The 17540-nt window shown below is 65.4% G+C and carries 14 protein-coding genes; 4 read left to right on the top strand and 10 right to left on the bottom strand.

What is annotated here, in order from left to right; genetic code table 11:
- Positions 1 to 2 precede the first annotated feature (2 nt).
- The 4 genes from BraRD5C2_RS01885 to dusB form a co-directional block, all read right to left on the bottom strand.
- Positions 3 to 2471, bottom strand: a complete 2469-nt coding sequence (locus BraRD5C2_RS01885; RefSeq protein ID WP_223966448.1) for a sensor histidine kinase NtrY-like — start codon at positions 2469 to 2471, stop codon at positions 3 to 5.
- Positions 2472 to 2661: 190 nt separating this feature from the next.
- Positions 2662 to 4104: a nitrogen regulation protein NR(I) gene (ntrC, locus tag BraRD5C2_RS01880; RefSeq protein WP_029084144.1), complete on the bottom strand. Its 1443-nt coding sequence runs from the start codon at positions 4102 to 4104 to the stop codon at positions 2662 to 2664.
- A 9-nt stretch (positions 4105 to 4113) separates the two neighbouring features.
- On the bottom strand, positions 4114 to 5289 hold the full coding sequence (locus BraRD5C2_RS01875; protein WP_223966447.1) for a two-component system sensor histidine kinase NtrB: 1176 nt from the start codon (positions 5287 to 5289) through the stop codon (positions 4114 to 4116).
- Positions 5286 to 6287 (bottom strand): tRNA dihydrouridine synthase DusB, encoded by a 1002-nt coding sequence (gene dusB / locus BraRD5C2_RS01870; protein WP_223966446.1) that lies wholly within the window; start codon positions 6285 to 6287, stop codon positions 5286 to 5288. Before dusB ends, BraRD5C2_RS01875 begins: the two co-directional genes overlap by 4 nt.
- 285 nt (positions 6288 to 6572) lie before the next feature.
- Here dusB and BraRD5C2_RS01865 point away from each other — a divergent pair, with 285 nt between their 5' ends.
- The 3 genes from BraRD5C2_RS01865 (at position 6573) to BraRD5C2_RS01855 (ending at position 8928) form a co-directional block, all read left to right on the top strand.
- Positions 6573 to 7769: a bifunctional 2-C-methyl-D-erythritol 4-phosphate cytidylyltransferase/2-C-methyl-D-erythritol 2,4-cyclodiphosphate synthase gene (locus tag BraRD5C2_RS01865; RefSeq protein ID WP_223966445.1), complete on the top strand. Its 1197-nt coding sequence runs from the start codon at positions 6573 to 6575 to the stop codon at positions 7767 to 7769.
- Position 7770: 1 nt separating this feature from the next.
- Positions 7771 to 8370, top strand: coding sequence for a CinA family protein (locus BraRD5C2_RS01860; RefSeq protein ID WP_223966444.1), 600 nt, complete (start codon positions 7771 to 7773; stop codon positions 8368 to 8370).
- Positions 8371 to 8541: 171 nt separating this feature from the next.
- Positions 8542 to 8928, top strand: coding sequence for a BA14K family protein (locus BraRD5C2_RS01855; protein WP_223966443.1), 387 nt, complete (start codon positions 8542 to 8544; stop codon positions 8926 to 8928).
- Positions 8929 to 9030: 102 nt separating this feature from the next.
- Here the strand turns inward: BraRD5C2_RS01855 and BraRD5C2_RS01850 are convergent, their stop codons facing one another.
- The 3 genes from BraRD5C2_RS01850 to lipA form a co-directional block, all read right to left on the bottom strand.
- Positions 9031 to 9498: a type II toxin-antitoxin system RatA family toxin gene (locus BraRD5C2_RS01850; RefSeq protein ID WP_223966442.1), complete on the bottom strand. Its 468-nt coding sequence runs from the start codon at positions 9496 to 9498 to the stop codon at positions 9031 to 9033.
- Entirely contained in the window at positions 9498 to 10037 is a 540-nt protein-coding gene (locus BraRD5C2_RS01845) for a P-loop NTPase family protein (protein ID WP_223966441.1), read from the bottom strand. Before BraRD5C2_RS01845 ends, BraRD5C2_RS01850 begins: the two co-directional genes overlap by 1 nt.
- 77 nt (positions 10038 to 10114) lie before the next feature.
- Positions 10115 to 11074 carry a lipoyl synthase gene (lipA, locus tag BraRD5C2_RS01840; protein ID WP_223966438.1) on the bottom strand — a complete coding sequence of 320 codons (960 nt, stop codon included), beginning with the start codon at positions 11072 to 11074 and terminating at the stop codon, positions 10115 to 10117.
- A gap of 134 nt (positions 11075 to 11208) precedes the next feature.
- Here lipA and BraRD5C2_RS01835 point away from each other — a divergent pair, with 134 nt between their 5' ends.
- The gene (locus tag BraRD5C2_RS01835) at positions 11209 to 11814 is read left to right on the top strand and encodes a DNA-3-methyladenine glycosylase (protein WP_223966437.1); all 606 of its coding nucleotides are present in this window, start codon (positions 11209 to 11211) and stop codon (positions 11812 to 11814) included.
- Positions 11815 to 11832: 18 nt separating this feature from the next.
- Here BraRD5C2_RS01835 and BraRD5C2_RS01830 read toward each other — a convergent pair whose 3' ends face one another.
- From BraRD5C2_RS01830 to BraRD5C2_RS01820, 3 genes are all read right to left on the bottom strand, one after another.
- On the bottom strand, positions 11833 to 14700 hold the full coding sequence (locus BraRD5C2_RS01830; RefSeq protein ID WP_223966435.1) for a valine--tRNA ligase: 2868 nt from the start codon (positions 14698 to 14700) through the stop codon (positions 11833 to 11835).
- Positions 14701 to 14948: 248 nt separating this feature from the next.
- Positions 14949 to 15698 (bottom strand): PopZ family protein, encoded by a 750-nt coding sequence (locus BraRD5C2_RS01825; protein ID WP_223966433.1) that lies wholly within the window; start codon positions 15696 to 15698, stop codon positions 14949 to 14951.
- A 333-nt stretch (positions 15699 to 16031) separates the two neighbouring features.
- Positions 16032 to 17414: a TolC family outer membrane protein gene (locus BraRD5C2_RS01820; protein WP_223966430.1), complete on the bottom strand. Its 1383-nt coding sequence runs from the start codon at positions 17412 to 17414 to the stop codon at positions 16032 to 16034.
- Positions 17415 to 17540: the final 126 nt, after the last annotated feature.

Below are 17540 nucleotides of genomic sequence, written 5' to 3'. Positions count from 1 at the left end.
TGTCAGTCGCCCGTCGCGGCTTTGATTCTTGGCTGTTGGCTTCTTGGCTCTTGCGCATTTGGCTCTTGGTTATTGGGTTCTTGCTTGTTGGGTTCTTGGATCGGCTCTTGAATTTTTGGTTCATTGTTGGTCGCCTGTGCCGGGCCGTTGGTCGGCTCTTGCGGCGGATTTTTTTCACCGTCCGGGTCGGATGATTTCACGTCCGGCTTTTGTTCCTTGCTCTCGGGCTTGTTCTCCGGCTTGGCCGCCTGGCCCGTGACGGAAAAGCGCAGACGCATCCAGGCACCGCGCTGGCCCTCGCGGAAATCGGAGGCGTCCTTGAGCTCGATGCGGCCGCCATGGTCCTCCAGAACGCGGCCGACGATCGCCAGTCCAAGCCCGGTGCCCTTCGCCCGCGTCGTGACATAGGGCTCGAGCAGCCGCGCACGGGCGACCTTGGGCAGGCCGATGCCGTTGTCGACGACATCGATCAGGATATCGTCGCCCTCGCGCTGCGCGACGACGTCGATGCGGCCCTTGCCGAGCTCCTCGCGCGGGACCTGCTCGATCGCCTCGGTCGCGTTCTTGATGATGTTGGTCAGCGCCTGCGAGATCAGCCGGCGGTCGAACTGCGCCGGCAGCGGCGACTGCTTGATTTCGGCCTCGATGTCGAGATCGGGATGCGCGACCTTCATCAGGAACACCGCCTGCTTGACCACGTCGGCGACGTCCTCACCCTCGATCACGGGCTTGGGCATCCGCGCAAAGCGCGAGAACTCGTCGACCATGCGCCTGATGTCGTCGACCTGGCGCACGATGGTATCGGTGCACTGCTCGAAGATCGACTTGTCCTTCTCCTCAGTGATGGTCTTGCCGAACTTGCGGCGGATCCGCTCGGCCGAGAGCTGGATCGGGGTCAGCGGGTTCTTGATCTCGTGGGCGATGCGGCGGGCGACGTCGCCCCAGGCCGAGGTGCGCTGCGCCGACACCAATTCGGTGATGTCATCGAGCGTGATGATGTAGCTGTCGCGCGACTGGCTGGTCTGCTCGGCCGAGACGCGAACCGACAGATTGCGCTCATTGCCGTCGCGCAGGATCGTGACCTGCCCCTGAACCAGGCGCTGAGTGCCTTCGCGCGCCGTCTTCATCATCTCGTCGAGCTCGGGCAGCACGTCCGAGAGCGGATGGCCGAGCGTCTCCGACTCGGCATGCCCGATCAGCTTCTCCGCCGACCGATTAAGGACGCCGATAGTGCCTGAGGCGTCGACCCCGATGATCCCGGCGCTGGCCGACGACAGCACCGCTTCGATGAAGCGGCGTCGGCTGTCGATGGTCTCGCTGGCATCGACCAGCTCGTTGCGCTGGGTGCGCAGCTCCTGGGTCATCTTGTTGAAGATTTCGCCGAGCAGCGCGAGGTCGCTTGCCGACTTGTGGACCGGCACCTGGACATTGAGGTTGCCGGTCGAGACCTCGCTCGCCGCACCCATCAGCTGGCGGATCGGCGACACCAGCCCGTTGGCGAAGTTGAGGCCAATCAGCACCGAGGCCATCAGGATGGTCAGCGCGATCACCGCGAACATCAGCGCGAACGCCACCTGGATGCCAAGCCTTCGGGTCTCGAGCTGGGCATATTCGGCGGCGCTGGTCTGGGTCTGCTTGAGCTGGGCGACGACGGCCGGATCGAGCAGACGCGCCACGTACAGGAACATGTCGTCATAGGCCCGCAGGCGGACCACGGAAGCGACGTAGTTTTCGGGGAAGACCGAGATCTTCGGCTCGGTCTCGTTGATGTCCTTGAGGATGTCCGGCGGCGGCGCCTCGTAGTTCAGGCGAACGCCGGTTTCGGCGCTGGCGACGATCTTGCCGTCCTTGTCCATCAGCACCGCGACCGGCAGGTTGCGGGACTCGGCGCCGGCCGTCATCAGCTGCAGGAACGTCATGCGATCCTGGTCGTAGAGCGGCCGCGCATGGGCGAGATCGTTGGCCATCGCCAGCGTGTCGCCGTTGATGAGCTGCGCATGCTCCTGCATGTAGGCGCTGGCAATCGTCAGCGAGTTCTGGATCACCTGCTTGGTGGGGCCAGAGAACAGCCGGTCGAGGCCACGCTCGATGGTGACGTTGGCGACGATCGACACCAGCACGGCGGGCAGCACCGCAATCACCGAGAACAGGCCGACGATCTGGACATGCAGCCGTGCCGCTGCCCGGCCCCGCCGCCTCGCCTGCACCATCTGCCAGACTTCCCGGACGATGATGCCGACCAGCAGCAGGATCGTGGCGGCATTGATCATCAGGAAGGAGCGCACGACCTCGGAGGTCGGCTCGATCGGGGTCAGGCCGGTCAGCACCACGAAGGTGAGGAAGCCGGACAACAGCGCGATCGCCACGGCGAACGGTGCCAGCCAGCGCCGCAGCGGGAAGCCCCGCGCCTCTACATTGGGCTCAGCCGGGGACGCGTGTAACGTTGAAGCGGTGGTGTCTGCGCTGGTCATACCGGCAATTGAGCTGAAAGCGATCGCCCGCGGGAATTGCGAACTGATGCAATCATATCACAATGTTGCCGAATTGCGACATTTCCGCGGCGCAAACCGCGGTGCGGCGCCGTGTCCCTCAAAACCATTTGTGACTACTCAATAACGGTAGCGAGGCTTGAAGCCGGGCTTGCGCCCCGCCCCGTCGGTCCTAGCCGCCGCTCCGGTAGACCTGGATATCGAGGTCGCGGATCTTCTTGCGCAGCGTGTTGCGGTTCAATCCGAGCAGGTCGGCGGCCCGGATCTGGTTGCCGCGGGTCGCCGCCAGTGCGGCGGTCAGGAGCGGGATCTCGATCTCCTTGAGGATGCGGTGGTAGAGGCCCGGCGGCGGCACGCCGTTCGGGAAGCCGGAGAAGTGCGAGGACAGATAGGCCTCCACGGCCCCGCCGAGATTGTCGACGCCGACGGTCGCGGTGCTGCCGGAGGTGACGGCCGGCGGCGCCAACTCGCCGTCGATCACAGAGGCGGTGATGACGTCCTGCGGATAGAGCGCGGCGAGCCGCCGGGCGAGGTTTTCCAGCTCGCGGACGTTGCCCGGCCAGCGGTGCTGCTTCAGCCGCTCCAGCGCCTGGGTGTCGAGCTTCTTCGGCGGCAGGCCGTCCTTTTCGGCGAGCGAGAAGAAGTGCCGGATCAAATCGGGCAGATCCTCGATGCGCTCGCGCAGCGGCGGCAGTCGCAGTGGCACCACGTTGAGGCGGAAGAACAGGTCTTCGCGGAACAGGCCCTGCTGGATCAGGATGCGCAGATCCTTGTTGGAGGCCGCGACGATGCGCACGTCGGTCTTGATCGGGGTGCGGCCGCCGACCGTGGTGTATTCGCCCTGCTGCAGCACGCGGAGCAAACGGGTCTGCGCCTCCATCGGCATGTCGCCGATCTCGTCGAGGAACAGCGTGCCGCCCTCGGCCTGCTCGAAGCGGCCGGAGGCGCGGGTGTTGGCGCCGGTGAACGCGCCGCGCTCATGGCCGAACAATTCGGATTCGATCAGGTCGCGCGGGATCGCCGCCATGTTGACCGCGACGAACGGGCCGTTGCGGCGCCGGCCATAGTCGTGCAGCGCGCGGGCGACCAGCTCCTTGCCGGTGCCTGACTCGCCCGAGATCATCACGGTGAGATCGGTCTGCATCAGCCGCGCCAGCACGCGGTAGATCTCCTGCATCGCCGGCGAGCGGCCGACCAGCGGGATCGAGTCGAACTCGCCGTCATCGGCGGGACTGGAGACCCGCTCCTTCGGCTCGGCCAGCGCGCGGCCGACGATGGTGATCAGCTCCTTCAGGTCGAACGGCTTCGGCAGATATTCGTAGGCGCCGCGCTCGGAGGCGCGGATCGCGGTCATGAAGGTGTTCTGCGCGCTCATCACGATGACCGGCAAATTCGGCCGCATCTTCTTGATCCGCGGCAGCAGATCGAACGCGTTCTCGTCGGGCATCACCACGTCGGTGATGACGAGATCGCCCTCGCCCTGGCTGACCCAGCGCCACAGCGTGGCGGCGTTGCCGGTCAGGCGCACCTCATAGCCGGCGCGCGACAGCGCCTGGTTCAGGACGGTCCGGATGGCGGTGTCGTCGTCAGCGACAAGTATGCTACCTGCAGGCATTGGTGTTCCTCATCGTGTATCCTGAGAGGCAGGCGAGGACGTACCCGGAACGTCATCGCGGTTGCTTTGGTCGTGTTGTTTGGCGGCGGTGTACATCGGCATCAGCACGCGGAAGGTGGTTTTGCGCGGCTGCGACTCGCATTCGATGATGCCGCCGTGATCGCCGACGATCTTGGCGACCAGCGCGAGGCCAAGCCCGCTGCCGGTCTGCTTGGTTGTGACGAAGGGATCGAACAGGTTCGGCAGCAGGTCTTCCGGCACGCCTGAACCGTTGTCCTTGACGCAGAACTCCAGCGGCAGCGAGACCCGCGATTTCTTGCCCGGCACCGACAGTCGCACGCCCGGCCGGAACGCCGTGGTGAGGTGGATCTCCGCATCGGTGCCGAGATCGGCGACCGCTTCAGCCGCGTTCTTCACGAGGTTGAGGAACACCTGGATCAGCTGGTCCTGATTGGCGAGCACCGGCGGCAGCGACGGATCATAGTCCTCAATGAAGCGGACGTTGCGGGCAAAGCCCGATTGCGCCAGCCGCTTCACATGGTCGAGCACGGAATGGATATTGACCGGGCCACGCGCCACCGGACGGTCGTCGCCGAACACTTCCATGCGGTCGACCAGCGTCACGATGCGGTCTGCCTCGTCGCAGATCAGCCGCGTCAGCAGCCTATCCTCTGAGGAAGCCTGCTGCTCGAGGAGCTGCGCGGCGCCGCGGATGCCCGACAGCGGATTCTTGATCTCATGGGCGAGCATCGCGGCCAGCGCGATCACCGAGCGCGCCGCGCTGCGATGGGTGAGCTGGCGATCCATCTTGTCGGCGATGGTGCGCTCCTGCAGCATCACCACGATATGCCCGGGCCGCTCGGTCAGCGGCGCGACGTGCAGGTCGACCTGACGATCGCCGCCGATCCGCGGCGTGCCGAGATCGACCTTGTATTCGTTGACCGGCGAGCCGCTCGCCCGAACCTGCTCGATCAGCGCGAGCAGCGGGCTGCCGAACGGCACCAGCTCCTTCAGCGACTGCCGGCGCAAGAACTGCGTCGAGATCTCGAAGAAGGATTCGGCGGCGATGTTGGCATCGACGATCCGTCCGTCGGGGGCGACCAGCAGCACCGGATTGGGCAGCGCGTTGAGGATGGCCTCGCCGTCGGTGGGCACGGGCCGGCGAAATTCCATGGCTGACGTCATGCGGCAGCGCTCCAGGCAAAATCGTCGTAGGCGTCCTCGAGCGCGCGATGCACGCTGGACGGCTGCTCTGAAGTCAGGATCGCCTGCCGCCAGGTCTTCAATGTTGCCGCCGGCGCGCAGCTATAGGCCGCCGCAGTCTCCAGCGCCCAGCCGAGATGCTTGCGCGCATGCCTGAGCCCGATGCGCAGGCCATAGTGGCTGCAGACCTCGTCATAGAGCGCGCGAACATGCTTGAGCTGCTCGGCGAGCGACGGCGCGGCCTCGGCGACCCCGGTCTCGAGCCGGCGGCCGATCTGGCCGGGCAGCCAAGGCTGGCCCTGCGCGCCGCGGCCGATCATGACGGCGTCGGCGCCGGACATCTCCAGCGCGTCGAGCGCCTTGTCGAACGAGGTGATGTCCCCGTTGACCACGACCGGGATCGTGACGGCATCCTTGACCGCGCGCACCGCGTTCCAGTTGGCCTCGCCCTTGTAGAACTGGCAGCGGGTGCGGCCATGGACGGTGATCATCTGCACGCCGGATGCCTCGGCGCGGCGCGCCAGTTCGGGCGCATTGAGCGAGCGATCGTCCCAGCCGAGCCGCATCTTCAGCGTCACCGGCACCTTGACCGCCGCCAGCGTCGCCTCGATCAGCGTCACCGCGTGGTCGAGGTCGCGCATCAAGGCCGAGCCGGACTGGCCGCCGGTCACGTGGCGCGCCGGGCAGCCCATGTTGATATCGATGATGTCGGCGCCGGCGCCCTCGGCGATCCGCGCGCCTTCCGCCATCCAGTGGGTCTGGCAGCCGGCAAGCTGGACCACATGCGGCCCGATCCCGGCTGCCTCACAACGCAGCTTCGACATCGGCTTACCGTTCACCAGATCGTCGCTGGCGGTCATCTCGGAGACCACCAGTCCGGCGCCCAAACTAGCGGCGAGTCGCCGGAAGGGCGCGTCGGTGATGCCTGACATGGGCGCGAGGAGAACCCGGTTGGCGACAGCAATATCGCCTATCTTCAATGGGTTACGAGGAGTACTTTGCACGCCGGTCACAGCCGTCTCGTCGTTCTGTCAGCCACGCCATTGCAGCTGACGTCGTCTATTCTGCGCACAATTCTTGTGCAGTCAAGGCTCATGCCTACGGTTTAGACATTCCTACCACCTGTGTAAGTGCACTGCAACAAAATCTGCTTTTCCCACAGTCATCGGCAAACGCTCTGTTTTTGCGCAGCGGTCATGCTAAGGGCTGTGCGCGGCGGTCCCCGCCGCTCCCCTCATCCCCGATTTGTTTGTCACTGGTTCAACATGCCGAAGCCTGAGCGTACCGCAGCCATCCTTGTCGCAGCCGGCCGTGGACTGCGCGCCGGCGCAGGCGGACCCAAGCAGTACCGGACGATCGGCGGACAGACGGTGATCTACCGCGCCATGGAGGCGTTCTCCGGGCACCCCGACGTGTTTGCGGTGCAGCCGGTGGTCAATCCCGACGACGCCGCATTGTTCGACGAAGCGGTCGCGGGCCTCCGCCATCAACCGCCGACGCCGGGCGGCGCGACCCGGCAGGCCTCCGTCCATGCCGGGCTCGAGGCGCTCGCCAGCGCGAAGCCCGACATCGTGCTGATCCACGATGCCGCGCGTCCCTTCGTCACGTCGGCAGTGATCTCGCGCGCGATCGCCGCGGCCGGTCGGACCGGCGCTGCGATCCCAGTGATTCCGGTCACCGATACGATCAAGGTCACCGGCGATACCGGCGATGTCGAGGCGACGCCGGAGCGCGCCCGCTTGCGCATCGCCCAGACGCCGCAGGCATTTCGTTTCGACGTAATATTGGAGGCGCATCGTCGTGCCGCGCGCGAGAGCCGCAGCGACTTCACCGACGATGCCGCGCTTGCCGAATGGGCGGGATTGACCGTTGCGACGTTTGAAGGCGATGCTGCCAACATGAAACTCACCACACCCGAAGATTTCGTGCGCGAGGAAGCGCGGCTCGCGAGCCAGCTCGGCGACATCAGGACCGGCACCGGCTACGACGTGCACGCCTTTGGCGACGGCGACCATGTCATGATCTGCGGCGTGCGCGTGCCGCACACAAAGGGATTCCTGGCGCATTCCGACGGCGATGTCGCGCTGCATGCGCTGGTCGACGCGATCCTCGGTGCGCTGGCCGACGGCGACATCGGCTCGCACTTCCCGCCGAGCGACGCCAAGTGGAAAGGCGCCTCGTCCGACCAGTTCCTGAAATATGCCGTCGAGCGCGTCACCGCGCGCGGCGGGCGGATCGCCAATCTCGAGGTGACGCTGATCTGCGAGCGGCCGAAGATCGGCCCGCTGCGCGACACCATGCGGGCGAAGATCGCGGAGATCTCCGGCGTCCACATCTCGCGCGTGGCGGTCAAGGCCACCACCAGCGAGCGGCTCGGCTTCACCGGCCGCGAGGAAGGCATCGCGGCGACCGCGAGCGCCACGGTTCGCCTCCCCTGGGATGAAACCGGCTGGAGTGCCTGACATGGGCGGCAGCGACGCTCGTGCCCTCTCCCGCGCGCTGCTCGACCTGTGCCGGATGCGCAAGCTGACCATCGCGACCGCCGAATCCTGTACCGGCGGCCTGGTCGCCGGCGCTCTCACTGATATTCCCGGATCGTCCGACGTGATCGACCGCGGCTTCGTCACCTATTCGAACGAGGCCAAGCGGGCGATGCTCGGCGTCAAGGCGGCTACGCTGGAGACGTTCGGCGCGGTGAGCAAGGAAACCGCGACCGCGATGGCGATCGGCGCGCTGGAAAAGGCCGGCGTCGACCTTGCGGTCTCGATCACCGGGATCGCTGGCCCCGGCGGCGCGACGCCGGGCAAGCCGGTCGGCCTGGTGCACTTCGCCGTCGCCGCGCGCGATGGCCGCATCGTTCATCGCGAGCAGAGGTTCGGCGCGATCGGCCGCAGCACAGTGCGGCAGCGCTCCGTGGTCGAGGCGCTGCGCATGCTGATGGAGCTCGCGCGCCCGCCGCAGGCCGCAAAGCCGCGGCGCGAGGCCGCCAGCCGGTTGCGGCCGCGCGTGGCGCGGTCGCCGCGAAACCACGCCGCGAAACGCAGAAGGCCGCCACGCGGATAGGCCTACGCAAGTCTAGTCGCGCGAAGGCCAGCCTCACACTACCCTCAAGTCAACTGCGACCCAGTGCCGCCTATCTCAGGTGGAACTGCGACGTCGCTTCGCCGTTTTCCATTATTCCCGCCGCCGTTTGAATCGTTTTTCCAAACAGCAAAATCCCACAACAAGGAGAAAATGATGAAGTTGGGAACTTTGGTCGTGGCCGCAATCACCTCTGGCGCCATGACGCTGTCGACTATTGCCCCCTCGTTCGCCGCACCGCTCGCGCCCGCCCGGTTGCAGGACCAGCCGACCTCCGTCGAGCACGTGCAGTATCGTCACTGGCATGGCGGCCCGCGTTACGGCTACCGCGGCGGCTACTACGGTCATCGCCATGACGGCGGTGGAAACGGCGCTGCGATCATCGGCGGGCTTGCAGCCGGTGCGATCATCGGCGGCGCCATCGCGGCGAGCCAGGCCAAGGCCAACAACGACGCCTATTGCTCGCAGCGTTTCCGCTCCTACGACCCGGCTTCAGGCACCTACATCGCAAAGGGCGGTGTACGGCGTTCGTGCCCTTAAAGTCAGCGAACGCGCCTCCGCACTATCCGTCATGCCCGGCCTTGTGCCGGGCATTTGCGTTCCGGGGAAACGACCGCCTCGTCAGCGGACGAGACAGCGTTACTAGGTCGAGAGCTGGGGCTTGCCGTAGACCTGATCGGCACGCTTCTCGAACGCGGCAGCAAAGCGCGAGAATGCGGCGTCGAACATCGAGCCCATCAGCATCGCCAGCATCCGGTTCTTGAATTCGTAGTTCAGGAAGAAGCCGACATCGCATTCGGTGTCCGACTTCGGCTCAAAACTCCAGCGATTCTCCAGATTGCTGAACGGTCCGCGCAGATATTCGACCAGGATCTTCAGGTTGGGTCGGTCGAGCGTCACCCTGCTGGTGAAGGTCTCGCGCACCAGCTTGAAGGAGACGGTCATGTCGGCGACCACGACCTCTGTGCCGTCGTCTTTGGGCGTCCGCTGGCGGATCTTGAGCGCCTGGCACAGCGGCACGAATTCGGGATAGCGCTCGACGTCCGCGACCAGGTCGAACATTTGAGGTGCGGTGTGGCGGACCCGCCGCTTGCTTGAGAATCGTGGCATCAGTGGATACTCGCACGGTTTTGCTGGCGTGCGAGACGCTGCAGATAATCGTCCGCCTGGGCCCGATCGGTGAAGCAGACCAGCGATTGATCGGCGCGCAAGCCCGAAAAATATTCGATCAGCTTCGGTCGCTGCCGCTGGCGATAGGTCCAGACATAACGGAAGAATTCGAGGTCGATCTTCTCCGGGCAGCCTTCCGCCATCTCGGGGCGAACCTGGCCATAGCTACCGGCGATCCGCCCCAGGATTCCGAGCATGCAGGTCAGTCGCGGCAGGTCGAACCAGATGATCGTGTCGGAAAGCTCCCGGCGCAATTCACCTGCGCCGTTCCTCATGAAGTTCCCATCCATGATCCAGCGCGGCCCTCGCGTGACCTCGATCATGCGGCGCTCGAATTCATCCTTGTCGGACTCGACCCAACCCGGCTTCCAGAACAGCGCGTCGATCGACACAGTCGGGATACCCGTTATGGCAGACAGCCGTCGCGCAAAGGTCGACTTGCCGGACCCCGACGATCCCATCACCAGCACGCGTTGCATTGGTCCCGTCCAAGATTCGGTCAAGGCTCGATCAGGCAACGGCGCGCGGTGACGCCGGCCTCCTGCCGTTTCAAAATCTAGCGGCCGCGAGCCGTGCGTGCCGCCTGCAGCTTCGCAAAATCCTCGCCGGCATGATGCGACGAGCGCGTCAGCGGACTCGCCGACACCATCAGAAATCCCTTGGTATAGGCGACACGCTCGTAGCCGGCGAATTCATCCGGCGTCACGTAGCGCATCACGGCGTGATGTTTGCGCGTCGGCTGCAAATACTGGCCGATGGTCAGGAAATCGACCTCGGCCGAGCGCAGATCGTCCATCACCTGCAGCACCTCGTGCCGCTCCTCGCCGAGACCGACCATGATGCCTGACTTGGTGAAGATGGTCGGGTCCATTTCCTTGACCCGCTGCAGCAGCCGGATCGAATGGAAGTAGCGCGCCCCGGGACGGACCGTCAGATAGCCCGACGGCACCGTTTCCAGATTGTGGTTGAAGACATCGGGCTTGGCCGCGACCACGCGCTCGAGCGCGCCGTCCTTGCGCAGGAAGTCCGGCGTCAGGATCTCGATCGTGGTGGTCGGGCAGCGGGCGCGGATGGCGCGGATCACTTGCGCAAAATGCTCGGCACCGCCGTCAGCGAGATCGTCGCGATCGACCGAGGTGATCACGACGTGGGCCAGACCGAGCTTCGAGACCGCCTCGGCGACGTGTTCGGGCTCATGGGCATCGAGCGCGCTGGGCATGCCGGTCTTGACGTTGCAGAACGCACAGGCGCGGGTGCAGGTGTCGCCCATGATCATGAAGGTGGCGTGCTTCTTATCCCAGCACTCACCGATGTTGGGGCAGCCCGCCTCCTCGCACACCGTGACGAGGCCGTTCTCCTTCACGATCTTGCGCGTGTCCGCATAGCCGCGCGTGTTCGGTGCGCGGACCCGGATCCAGTCCGGCTTCGGCGGCGACACGGCATCCGGCCGGTTCACCTTTTCGGGGTGGCGCGGGCGGAGCTGAGTGGTGGAGATGGTGTCGACGATGGTGACCATTTGTGCCTGCAAATCGCGAGAGGCCATAGCTAGTCCGTGTTGGCACGGCTCGCAACCCGGCCTATGCAACCCTAGCAGATCAGCCAATATATTGGCAGTGTCGAGGTCCGTTCCGCCCCGATTCCCACCTCAAAATGGCTCAAAAACCCCGCTCGACCCGTGCGACCGCGCCGCGCCTCGGCAAAGCTCTGAAACGCTCGTTCTTCGATCGCAGCGTCCTCGAGGTCGCGCCCGACCTGATCGGCGCGACCTTCCTGGTCGGCGGCGTCGGCGGCATCATCACCGAGGTCGAGGCCTACCATCACACCGAACCGGCGGCCCACTCGTTCAACGGACCGACCCCGCGCAACCAGGTGATGTTCGGCCCACCGGGCTTCTCCTATGTCTACCGATCCTACGGCATCCATTGGTGCGTCAACTTCGTCTGCGAGGCGCCGGGCTCGGCCAGCGCCGTCCTGATCCGCGCGCTCGAGCCGACCCATGGGCTTGCCGCGATGCGCCGGCGGCGCGGGCTGGAGGATGAGCGCGCCTTGTGCTCGGGGCCCGGCAAGCTCTGCGAGGCGCTCGGCATCACGATCGCGCACAGCGAACTGCCGCTCGACCGGCCGCCGATCGCGCTCCACGCGCGGCTGGAGCCGCCCGACATCGTCACCGGATTGCGGATCGGCATCACCAAGGCCGTCGACCTGCCCTGGCGCTATGGGCTGAAAGGATCGAAGTTCCTCAGCAAGCGGTTCTGAGCGTCACAGCGTTATCAGCTATGACGCCTTCTTCAGTAGCTCGATCGCCTCGAGGATCTTGGCGCGGCGCTCCGTTGCTGCCGCGCGCTTTTCCTTCTCTTCCTCGACGAGCTCTTCCGGCGCGTTGGCGACGAACTTCTCGTTGGAGAGTTTTGCATCGACCCGCTTGATGTCGGCGTCGGCCTTGCCGAGCTCTTTCTCCAGACGCGCCCGTTCGGCCGCAAGATCGATCACGCCCTTCAGCGGCAGCGCGACGACTTCGCCGCGCACGAGCAGCTGCATGGCGCCTTCCGGCGCGGCGTTAGCGAAGGAAATCTCCGACAATCGCGCGAGGCGTTTGATGGTGTCGTTCCAGCGCTGGGCGCGGTCGCGCGTCTCGTCGGAGGTGGTCACGATCGCCAGCGGCGTCAGCGTCGACGGCGGGATGTTCATCTCCGCTTTCACCGATCGCATTGTGGTGACGAGATCGACCACCCAGCCGATCTCGGCCTCGGCCGCGGGATCGCTGAACTCGTCCGCATCGAGCGCCGCAATCACCGGTGGAATGATCGGATCGACGACGGGACCTGCGGTCGCGATCGCCGCCAGTTGCTCCCCGGTCACGCCCTGCTTGCGCGGCCAGGGCGCCAGCACCAGGAGGCCGTCGCGCTTTGCGGTCACGGCCCACAGCTCTTCGGTGATAAAGGGCATGAACGGATGCAGCAGCTTGAGGATCTCGTCGCGGGTCCAGGCGATCATGGCGCGGGTCTCGGCCTTGGCCGCGCCCTCCTCGCCCATCAGCACCGGCTTTGCCAGCTCGAGATACCAGTCGCAGAACACGTTCCAGACGAAGCGGTAGATCGCGCCGGCCGCGTCGTTGAAGCGATGATCCTCGATCGTCTCGGTCACCTCGCGGGTGACGCGCGAGGTCTCGTGCGCGATCCAGCGGTTCAACGTCTCCTTGGCGCCCTTCGGATCGAAACCGTCCGGCTTGACGCACTCGTTCATCTCGGCGAAGCGGCAGGCGTTCCAGAACTTGGTCGCGAAGTTGCGGTTGGTCTCGACCAGATGCGGCGACAGGCGGATGTCGTGGCCCTGCGCCGCCTCACGGGTCAGCGCGAAGCGCAGCGCGTCGGCGCCGAAATCGTCGATCACGCCGAGCGGGTCGATGACGTTGCCCTTCGATTTCGACATCTTGGCGCCCTTCTCGTCACGGACGAGACGGTGGATGTAGACGGTCGAGAACGGCGCCTCCTTCATGAAGTGGAGGCCCATCATCATCATGCGGGCGACCCAGAAGAAGATGATGTCGAAGCCCGTGACCAGCGTGTTGGTCGGGTAGTAGCGCGCGACCTCCGGCGTGTCGTCCGGCCAGCCCAGCGTCGAGAACGGCCACAGCGCCGACGAGAACCAGGTGTCGAGCACGTCCTCGTCACGCGTGATGAAGCCCTCGCGCTTGGCGGGATCGACCGCCATGTCGTGGCCCTGCTCCGGTGTGATGACTTCCTGCTCGACGTAATAGCCGAGCGCGTTGCCGACCGCCTCTTCCTCGGTCTCGGCCACGAACACCTTGCCGTCGGGCCCGTACCAGGCCGGGATCTGATGGCCCCACCAGAGCTGGCGCGAGATGCACCAGGGCTGGATGTTCTCCATCCACTCGAAATAGGTCTTTTCCCAGTTCTTCGGCACGAACGTCGTCTCGCCCGAGCGCACCGCTGCCATCGCCGGCTGCGCCAGCGTCTTGGCGTCGACATACCACTGGTCGGTGAGATACGGCTCGATCACTACGTTCGAGCGGTCGCCATGCGGCACCATGTGGGTGTTGGGCTCGATCCGTTCGAGGAAGCCGAACTCCTCCAGCCGCACCACGATCTTCTTGCGCGCCGCGAAGCGCTCGATGCCGTGAAACTCCGCCGCGAACTCGTCGGCGCCCGTCGGCAAGCCGCGCAGATAGTCCTCGTTGCCGGTGAGGCTGAGGCAGCCTTCCTGGTCGAGCACGCTGATCTGCGGCAGGCCGTGGCGCTTGCCGATCTCGAAGTCGTTGAAGTCGTGCGCCGGCGTCACCTTGACGGCGCCCGAGCCCTTCTCCGGATCGGAATAGTCGTCGGCGACGATCGGAATCCTGCGGCCGACCAGCGGCAGGATCACATGCCGGCCGACCAGGTCGGTGTAGCGCTCATCGTCCGGATGCACCGCGACCGCGGTGTCGCCGAGCATCGTCTCCGGACGCGTCGTCGCGACCACGATGAACGATTTGGGGTCCTCGGGATTGAACGTCCGCCCCTCGATCGGATAGCGCAGGTACCAGAGATGGCCCTTGACCTCGACCTGCTGCACTTCGAGATCGGAGATCGCGGTGAGCAGCTTCGGATCCCAATTAACCAGGCGCTTGTCCTTGTAGATCAGGCCCTGGCGGTGCAGCTCGACGAACACCTTGACGACGGCGCGCGACAGGCCCTCGTCCATGGTGAAGCGCTCGCGCGACCAGTCGCAGGACGCGCCGAGGCGCTTGAGCTGGTTGACGATGGTGCCGCCGCTCTCGGCCTTCCACTGCCAGACCCGCTCGAGGAACTTGGCGCGGCCCATGTCGCGACGGCCCGGCTCCTGCCGCTCCATCAGCTGACGCTCGACCACCATCTGGGTGGCGATGCCGGCATGATCGGTGCCGGGCTGCCACAGCACGTCGCGGCCGCGCATCCGCTCGAAACGGCACAGGATGTCCTGCAGCGTGTTGTTGAGCGCGTGGCCCATGTGCAGCGAGCCGGTCACGTTCGGCGGCGGGATCACGATGGTGAAAGGCGCGGCGTCCTTGCGCTCGGGCCGGCCGGCCTTGAACGCACCGCTCTCCTCCCAGATCTGGGCCATCCGGAGCTCGATATCGGCGGGCTGGTAGTTTTTCTCGATCATGACAATGCGCTGTGGACCATGGGGAAAGGGTAGAAAGCCGCCCGAACGCACCAAGTCAACCGGACCGGCACGTCAAAACGGCATTGGGAGCGTTTTCGAGCGAAGTGGATACCGGTTCGCGTGAAAACGCGTCAAAACGGGGAACTGGCGTTTCGGGTCTGATCCTATCAGAACCGAAACACGGGGGCATTTGGGGGCTGAATGAGGGCTGCCAAGCCCCTGCGGAAGGAGCTGACGCCCGCGGCGGACTAGCGCCCGCGGGAGACCCGCTCGATCTCGGCCTTGACGATCCGCTCGACCAGCCCCGGCAGATTGTCGTCCAGCCAGGACTTGAGCATCGGCCGCAGCATCTCCTTGACCAGATCTTCCAGCGTCCGTGCATTGTTGCTCAGCACGGTGTTGGCCAGGGAGTTGAAGGCGGATTCGACCGCCCGCATCGTGGTTCCCGAGATGATCTGTTGCATCGGCGCAGTTTCGATTGCCGGCGGCTCTCGCTCTCGAACCGGTTCTCGCATTGGCTCCGGCACCCGTGTGCGGGCTTCCGTGAACTCGACGTCATCCTGCGGCTCGACCTTGCGGAACGACGGCGTGGCCGCCGGTTCCGGCAGCGCCATGTCGTCGGTGAGCTCGAATACATCGGCTTCGGGCTGGGCTTCGGGCTGCGGCGACGGCCTGATCTCGGCCGCAGGCGTCGCCTCGTCGAGGCTGGCGAGCAGCGAGTCGATGTCGTCCTGACTGTTGCTGGCCGGCGTTGGCGCCGGCGGCGGTGATTTCGGTGCCGACGCGGCGGGCTTCGCGGCCGGGGGTGCTGCGGGCGGCGGGCTCTTCATCGCAGGCTTGGCGGCTGGTGGCGGCGGCTCGACTTTCGGCGGCGGCGGTGCAGCAGCAGCAGGTTTCTCGGCCGCGGCCGGCTTCGCCTCGTCGTCGGCAATGATGCGACGGATCGACGCCAGAATCTCCTCCATCGAGGGCTCTTGGACCTTCGCAGGTTGCGTCATCTCCGACTCCACATCGAAACTTATTTTACATCAAGCCCGAGAGGATTCGCCGGTTCCGATGAAGCAGGCGGAGATTTTCATTGCTCCCGCCCGACTTGTCCCCAGATCAAGCCCGCCCGAGGCTTTGTGCAAGCTTCGTGTCGCCCAATGCAGCGTGATCACAGGTGGCGTCGCACCTGCCATCACGCAACGCCGGCGCCGCGAATCGCGTTGCTGCCCGACAAAACGGTATGTCAGGCCAATTATCGATTGCAAGCAAACGCGCCAGTCTGTGGTCCTGATTAACTCAGAACCACAAACATGGCGCGACGAGCGACGTTGATGTGAAGGTGTTTAGCGGCCGTCGGGCGTACGCACGCCGGCCCAGTTGTCGCGCACCTGCTGATAATGCACGGTGGGATCATAGACGTTGGTCGAAAGGCCCATCACCTGCGGTGACAGCCGGCCGATCGCGCTCAGCACGTTGTAGGATGCAACGACGCGGTCGTGTTGCGCGGTGACGAGTGCGTTGCGCGCATTGACCAGCGCTTGCTGCGCGTTGAGCACGTCGAGCGTGGTGCGCTGACCGGCCTTGGCCTCTTCGCGCACGCCGTTCAGCGCGATTTCGGACGCGGTCACCTGCGCCTGCGCCGACGCGACCTGCGACTTGCCGGCGACCAGCTGGCCCCATGCGGTGACGACGTTGGCACGCGCCTGATCCCTGGTCTGTTCCAGGACCAGACGCTGCTGCGCCAGCGATTCCTTCGACTGCCGGATCAGCGAATACTCGGCGCCGCCCTGATAGATCGGCACCGACACCTGAACCTGCGCCGCCGCATTGAACAGCCGGTTCACCGACAATTGCTGCTGGTAGCCTTCGGTCACCGACGCCTGCAACCCGACCGTCGGCAGCAGCGCGCCTTCGGCAACCTTGGTCTGCAGGAAGTTGACGTCGACGCCATACATCGCGGACGTGACGTTCGGATTCTGGGTCAGGCTGAGCTCGACGGCCGCCGCAAGCGTTGTCGGCAAGAAGCGATCGACCGGCGAGCCGGGCGCGAGATTCTGCGGCTCGTTGCCGATGATGCGGCGGAAGTTCGACCGCGTGGTCGTCAGGTTCGATTCTGCGGTTAGCTGCTGGGTCTTGCCGGCCGCAAGTTGCGCCTCGGATTGCGCGACGTCCGTCCGCGTCACCTCACCTACGTTGAAGCGGTCCTGGGTCTGCTTCAGCGTCTGTTCCAGCACGCGCGTGTTGCTGCGCTGGACCTCGACGATCGCCGCGTCGCGCAGATAATCCATGTAGATGGTGGCGGCGCTCAGGATGACGGTCTGCTCGAGCACGCGCAGACCTTCGCGTGCCGACGACACCTGGCTTTCGGCCGCGCGCACCCTGTGCGGGGTCTGCGCGTTGTACAGCGACTGGTTCACCGTCAGGCCCGCGCTGGCCGGATTCTGGGTTCCGTTGATCGCGCTCTTGATACCCGTCGGCTGCTGGTCGGTGTACTGATATCCGCCGCTCACGGTCAGCGCAGCTTTCGGACGGTAGCCCGAGAGCGCCTGGGGAACGTTTTCGTCGGTCGCCCTCACCAGCGCGCGCTGCGAATTCAGCTGGGGGTTGTTCTGGTAGGACCGCACCAGCGCGGCCTCGATAGTATCGGCGAGCGCGGGCACGGGGCCCAGCTCCGCCAAGAGAAGGACGGCAGTCGCAGCCGCGGTGATAGCTTTCACCCCACGCATCCCCGGTAATCCAATCATTGTAGTCGCCGTCTCCACACGCAAGTCAGTTCCGGCGGTCGCTTCAGACGAAGTGAGTCCCGCCTCACCTTAATCCGCAGCTAAGGGCAACGGAACCACCCCGCAACG

Origin of the sequence: Bradyrhizobium sp. RD5-C2 (assembly GCF_019972155.1) — a bacterium.
Classification (GTDB): Bacteria; Pseudomonadota; Alphaproteobacteria; order Rhizobiales; family Xanthobacteraceae; genus Bradyrhizobium.
This window is presented reverse-complemented; position numbering and strand designations above follow the sequence as displayed.

Bases quoted from the DNA above. Each gene is read 5' to 3' on its own strand.
- BraRD5C2_RS01885 (WP_223966448.1), bottom strand. From the start codon at position 2,471: ATGACCAGCGCAGACACCACCGCTTCAACGTTACACGCGTCCCCGGCT.
- BraRD5C2_RS01820 (WP_223966430.1), bottom strand. From the start codon at position 17,414: ATGCGTGGGGTGAAAGCTATCACCGCGGCTGCGACTGCCGTCCTTCTC.
- BraRD5C2_RS01830 (WP_223966435.1), bottom strand. From the start codon at position 14,700: ATGATCGAGAAAAACTACCAGCCCGCCGATATCGAGCTCCGGATGGCC.
- BraRD5C2_RS01865 (WP_223966445.1), top strand. From the start codon at position 6,573: ATGCCGAAGCCTGAGCGTACCGCAGCCATCCTTGTCGCAGCCGGCCGT.
- ntrC (WP_029084144.1), bottom strand. From the start codon at position 4,104: ATGCCTGCAGGTAGCATACTTGTCGCTGACGACGACACCGCCATCCGG.
- BraRD5C2_RS01845 (WP_223966441.1), bottom strand. From the start codon at position 10,037: ATGCAACGCGTGCTGGTGATGGGATCGTCGGGGTCCGGCAAGTCGACC.
- BraRD5C2_RS01850 (WP_223966442.1), bottom strand. From the start codon at position 9,498: ATGCCACGATTCTCAAGCAAGCGGCGGGTCCGCCACACCGCACCTCAA.
- BraRD5C2_RS01825 (WP_223966433.1), bottom strand. From the start codon at position 15,698: ATGACGCAACCTGCGAAGGTCCAAGAGCCCTCGATGGAGGAGATTCTG.
- lipA (WP_223966438.1), bottom strand. From the start codon at position 11,074: ATGGTCACCATCGTCGACACCATCTCCACCACTCAGCTCCGCCCGCGC.
- BraRD5C2_RS01860 (WP_223966444.1), top strand. From the start codon at position 7,771: ATGGGCGGCAGCGACGCTCGTGCCCTCTCCCGCGCGCTGCTCGACCTG.
- BraRD5C2_RS01835 (WP_223966437.1), top strand. From the start codon at position 11,209: ATGGCTCAAAAACCCCGCTCGACCCGTGCGACCGCGCCGCGCCTCGGC.
- BraRD5C2_RS01875 (WP_223966447.1), bottom strand. From the start codon at position 5,289: ATGACGTCAGCCATGGAATTTCGCCGGCCCGTGCCCACCGACGGCGAG.
- BraRD5C2_RS01855 (WP_223966443.1), top strand. From the start codon at position 8,542: ATGATGAAGTTGGGAACTTTGGTCGTGGCCGCAATCACCTCTGGCGCC.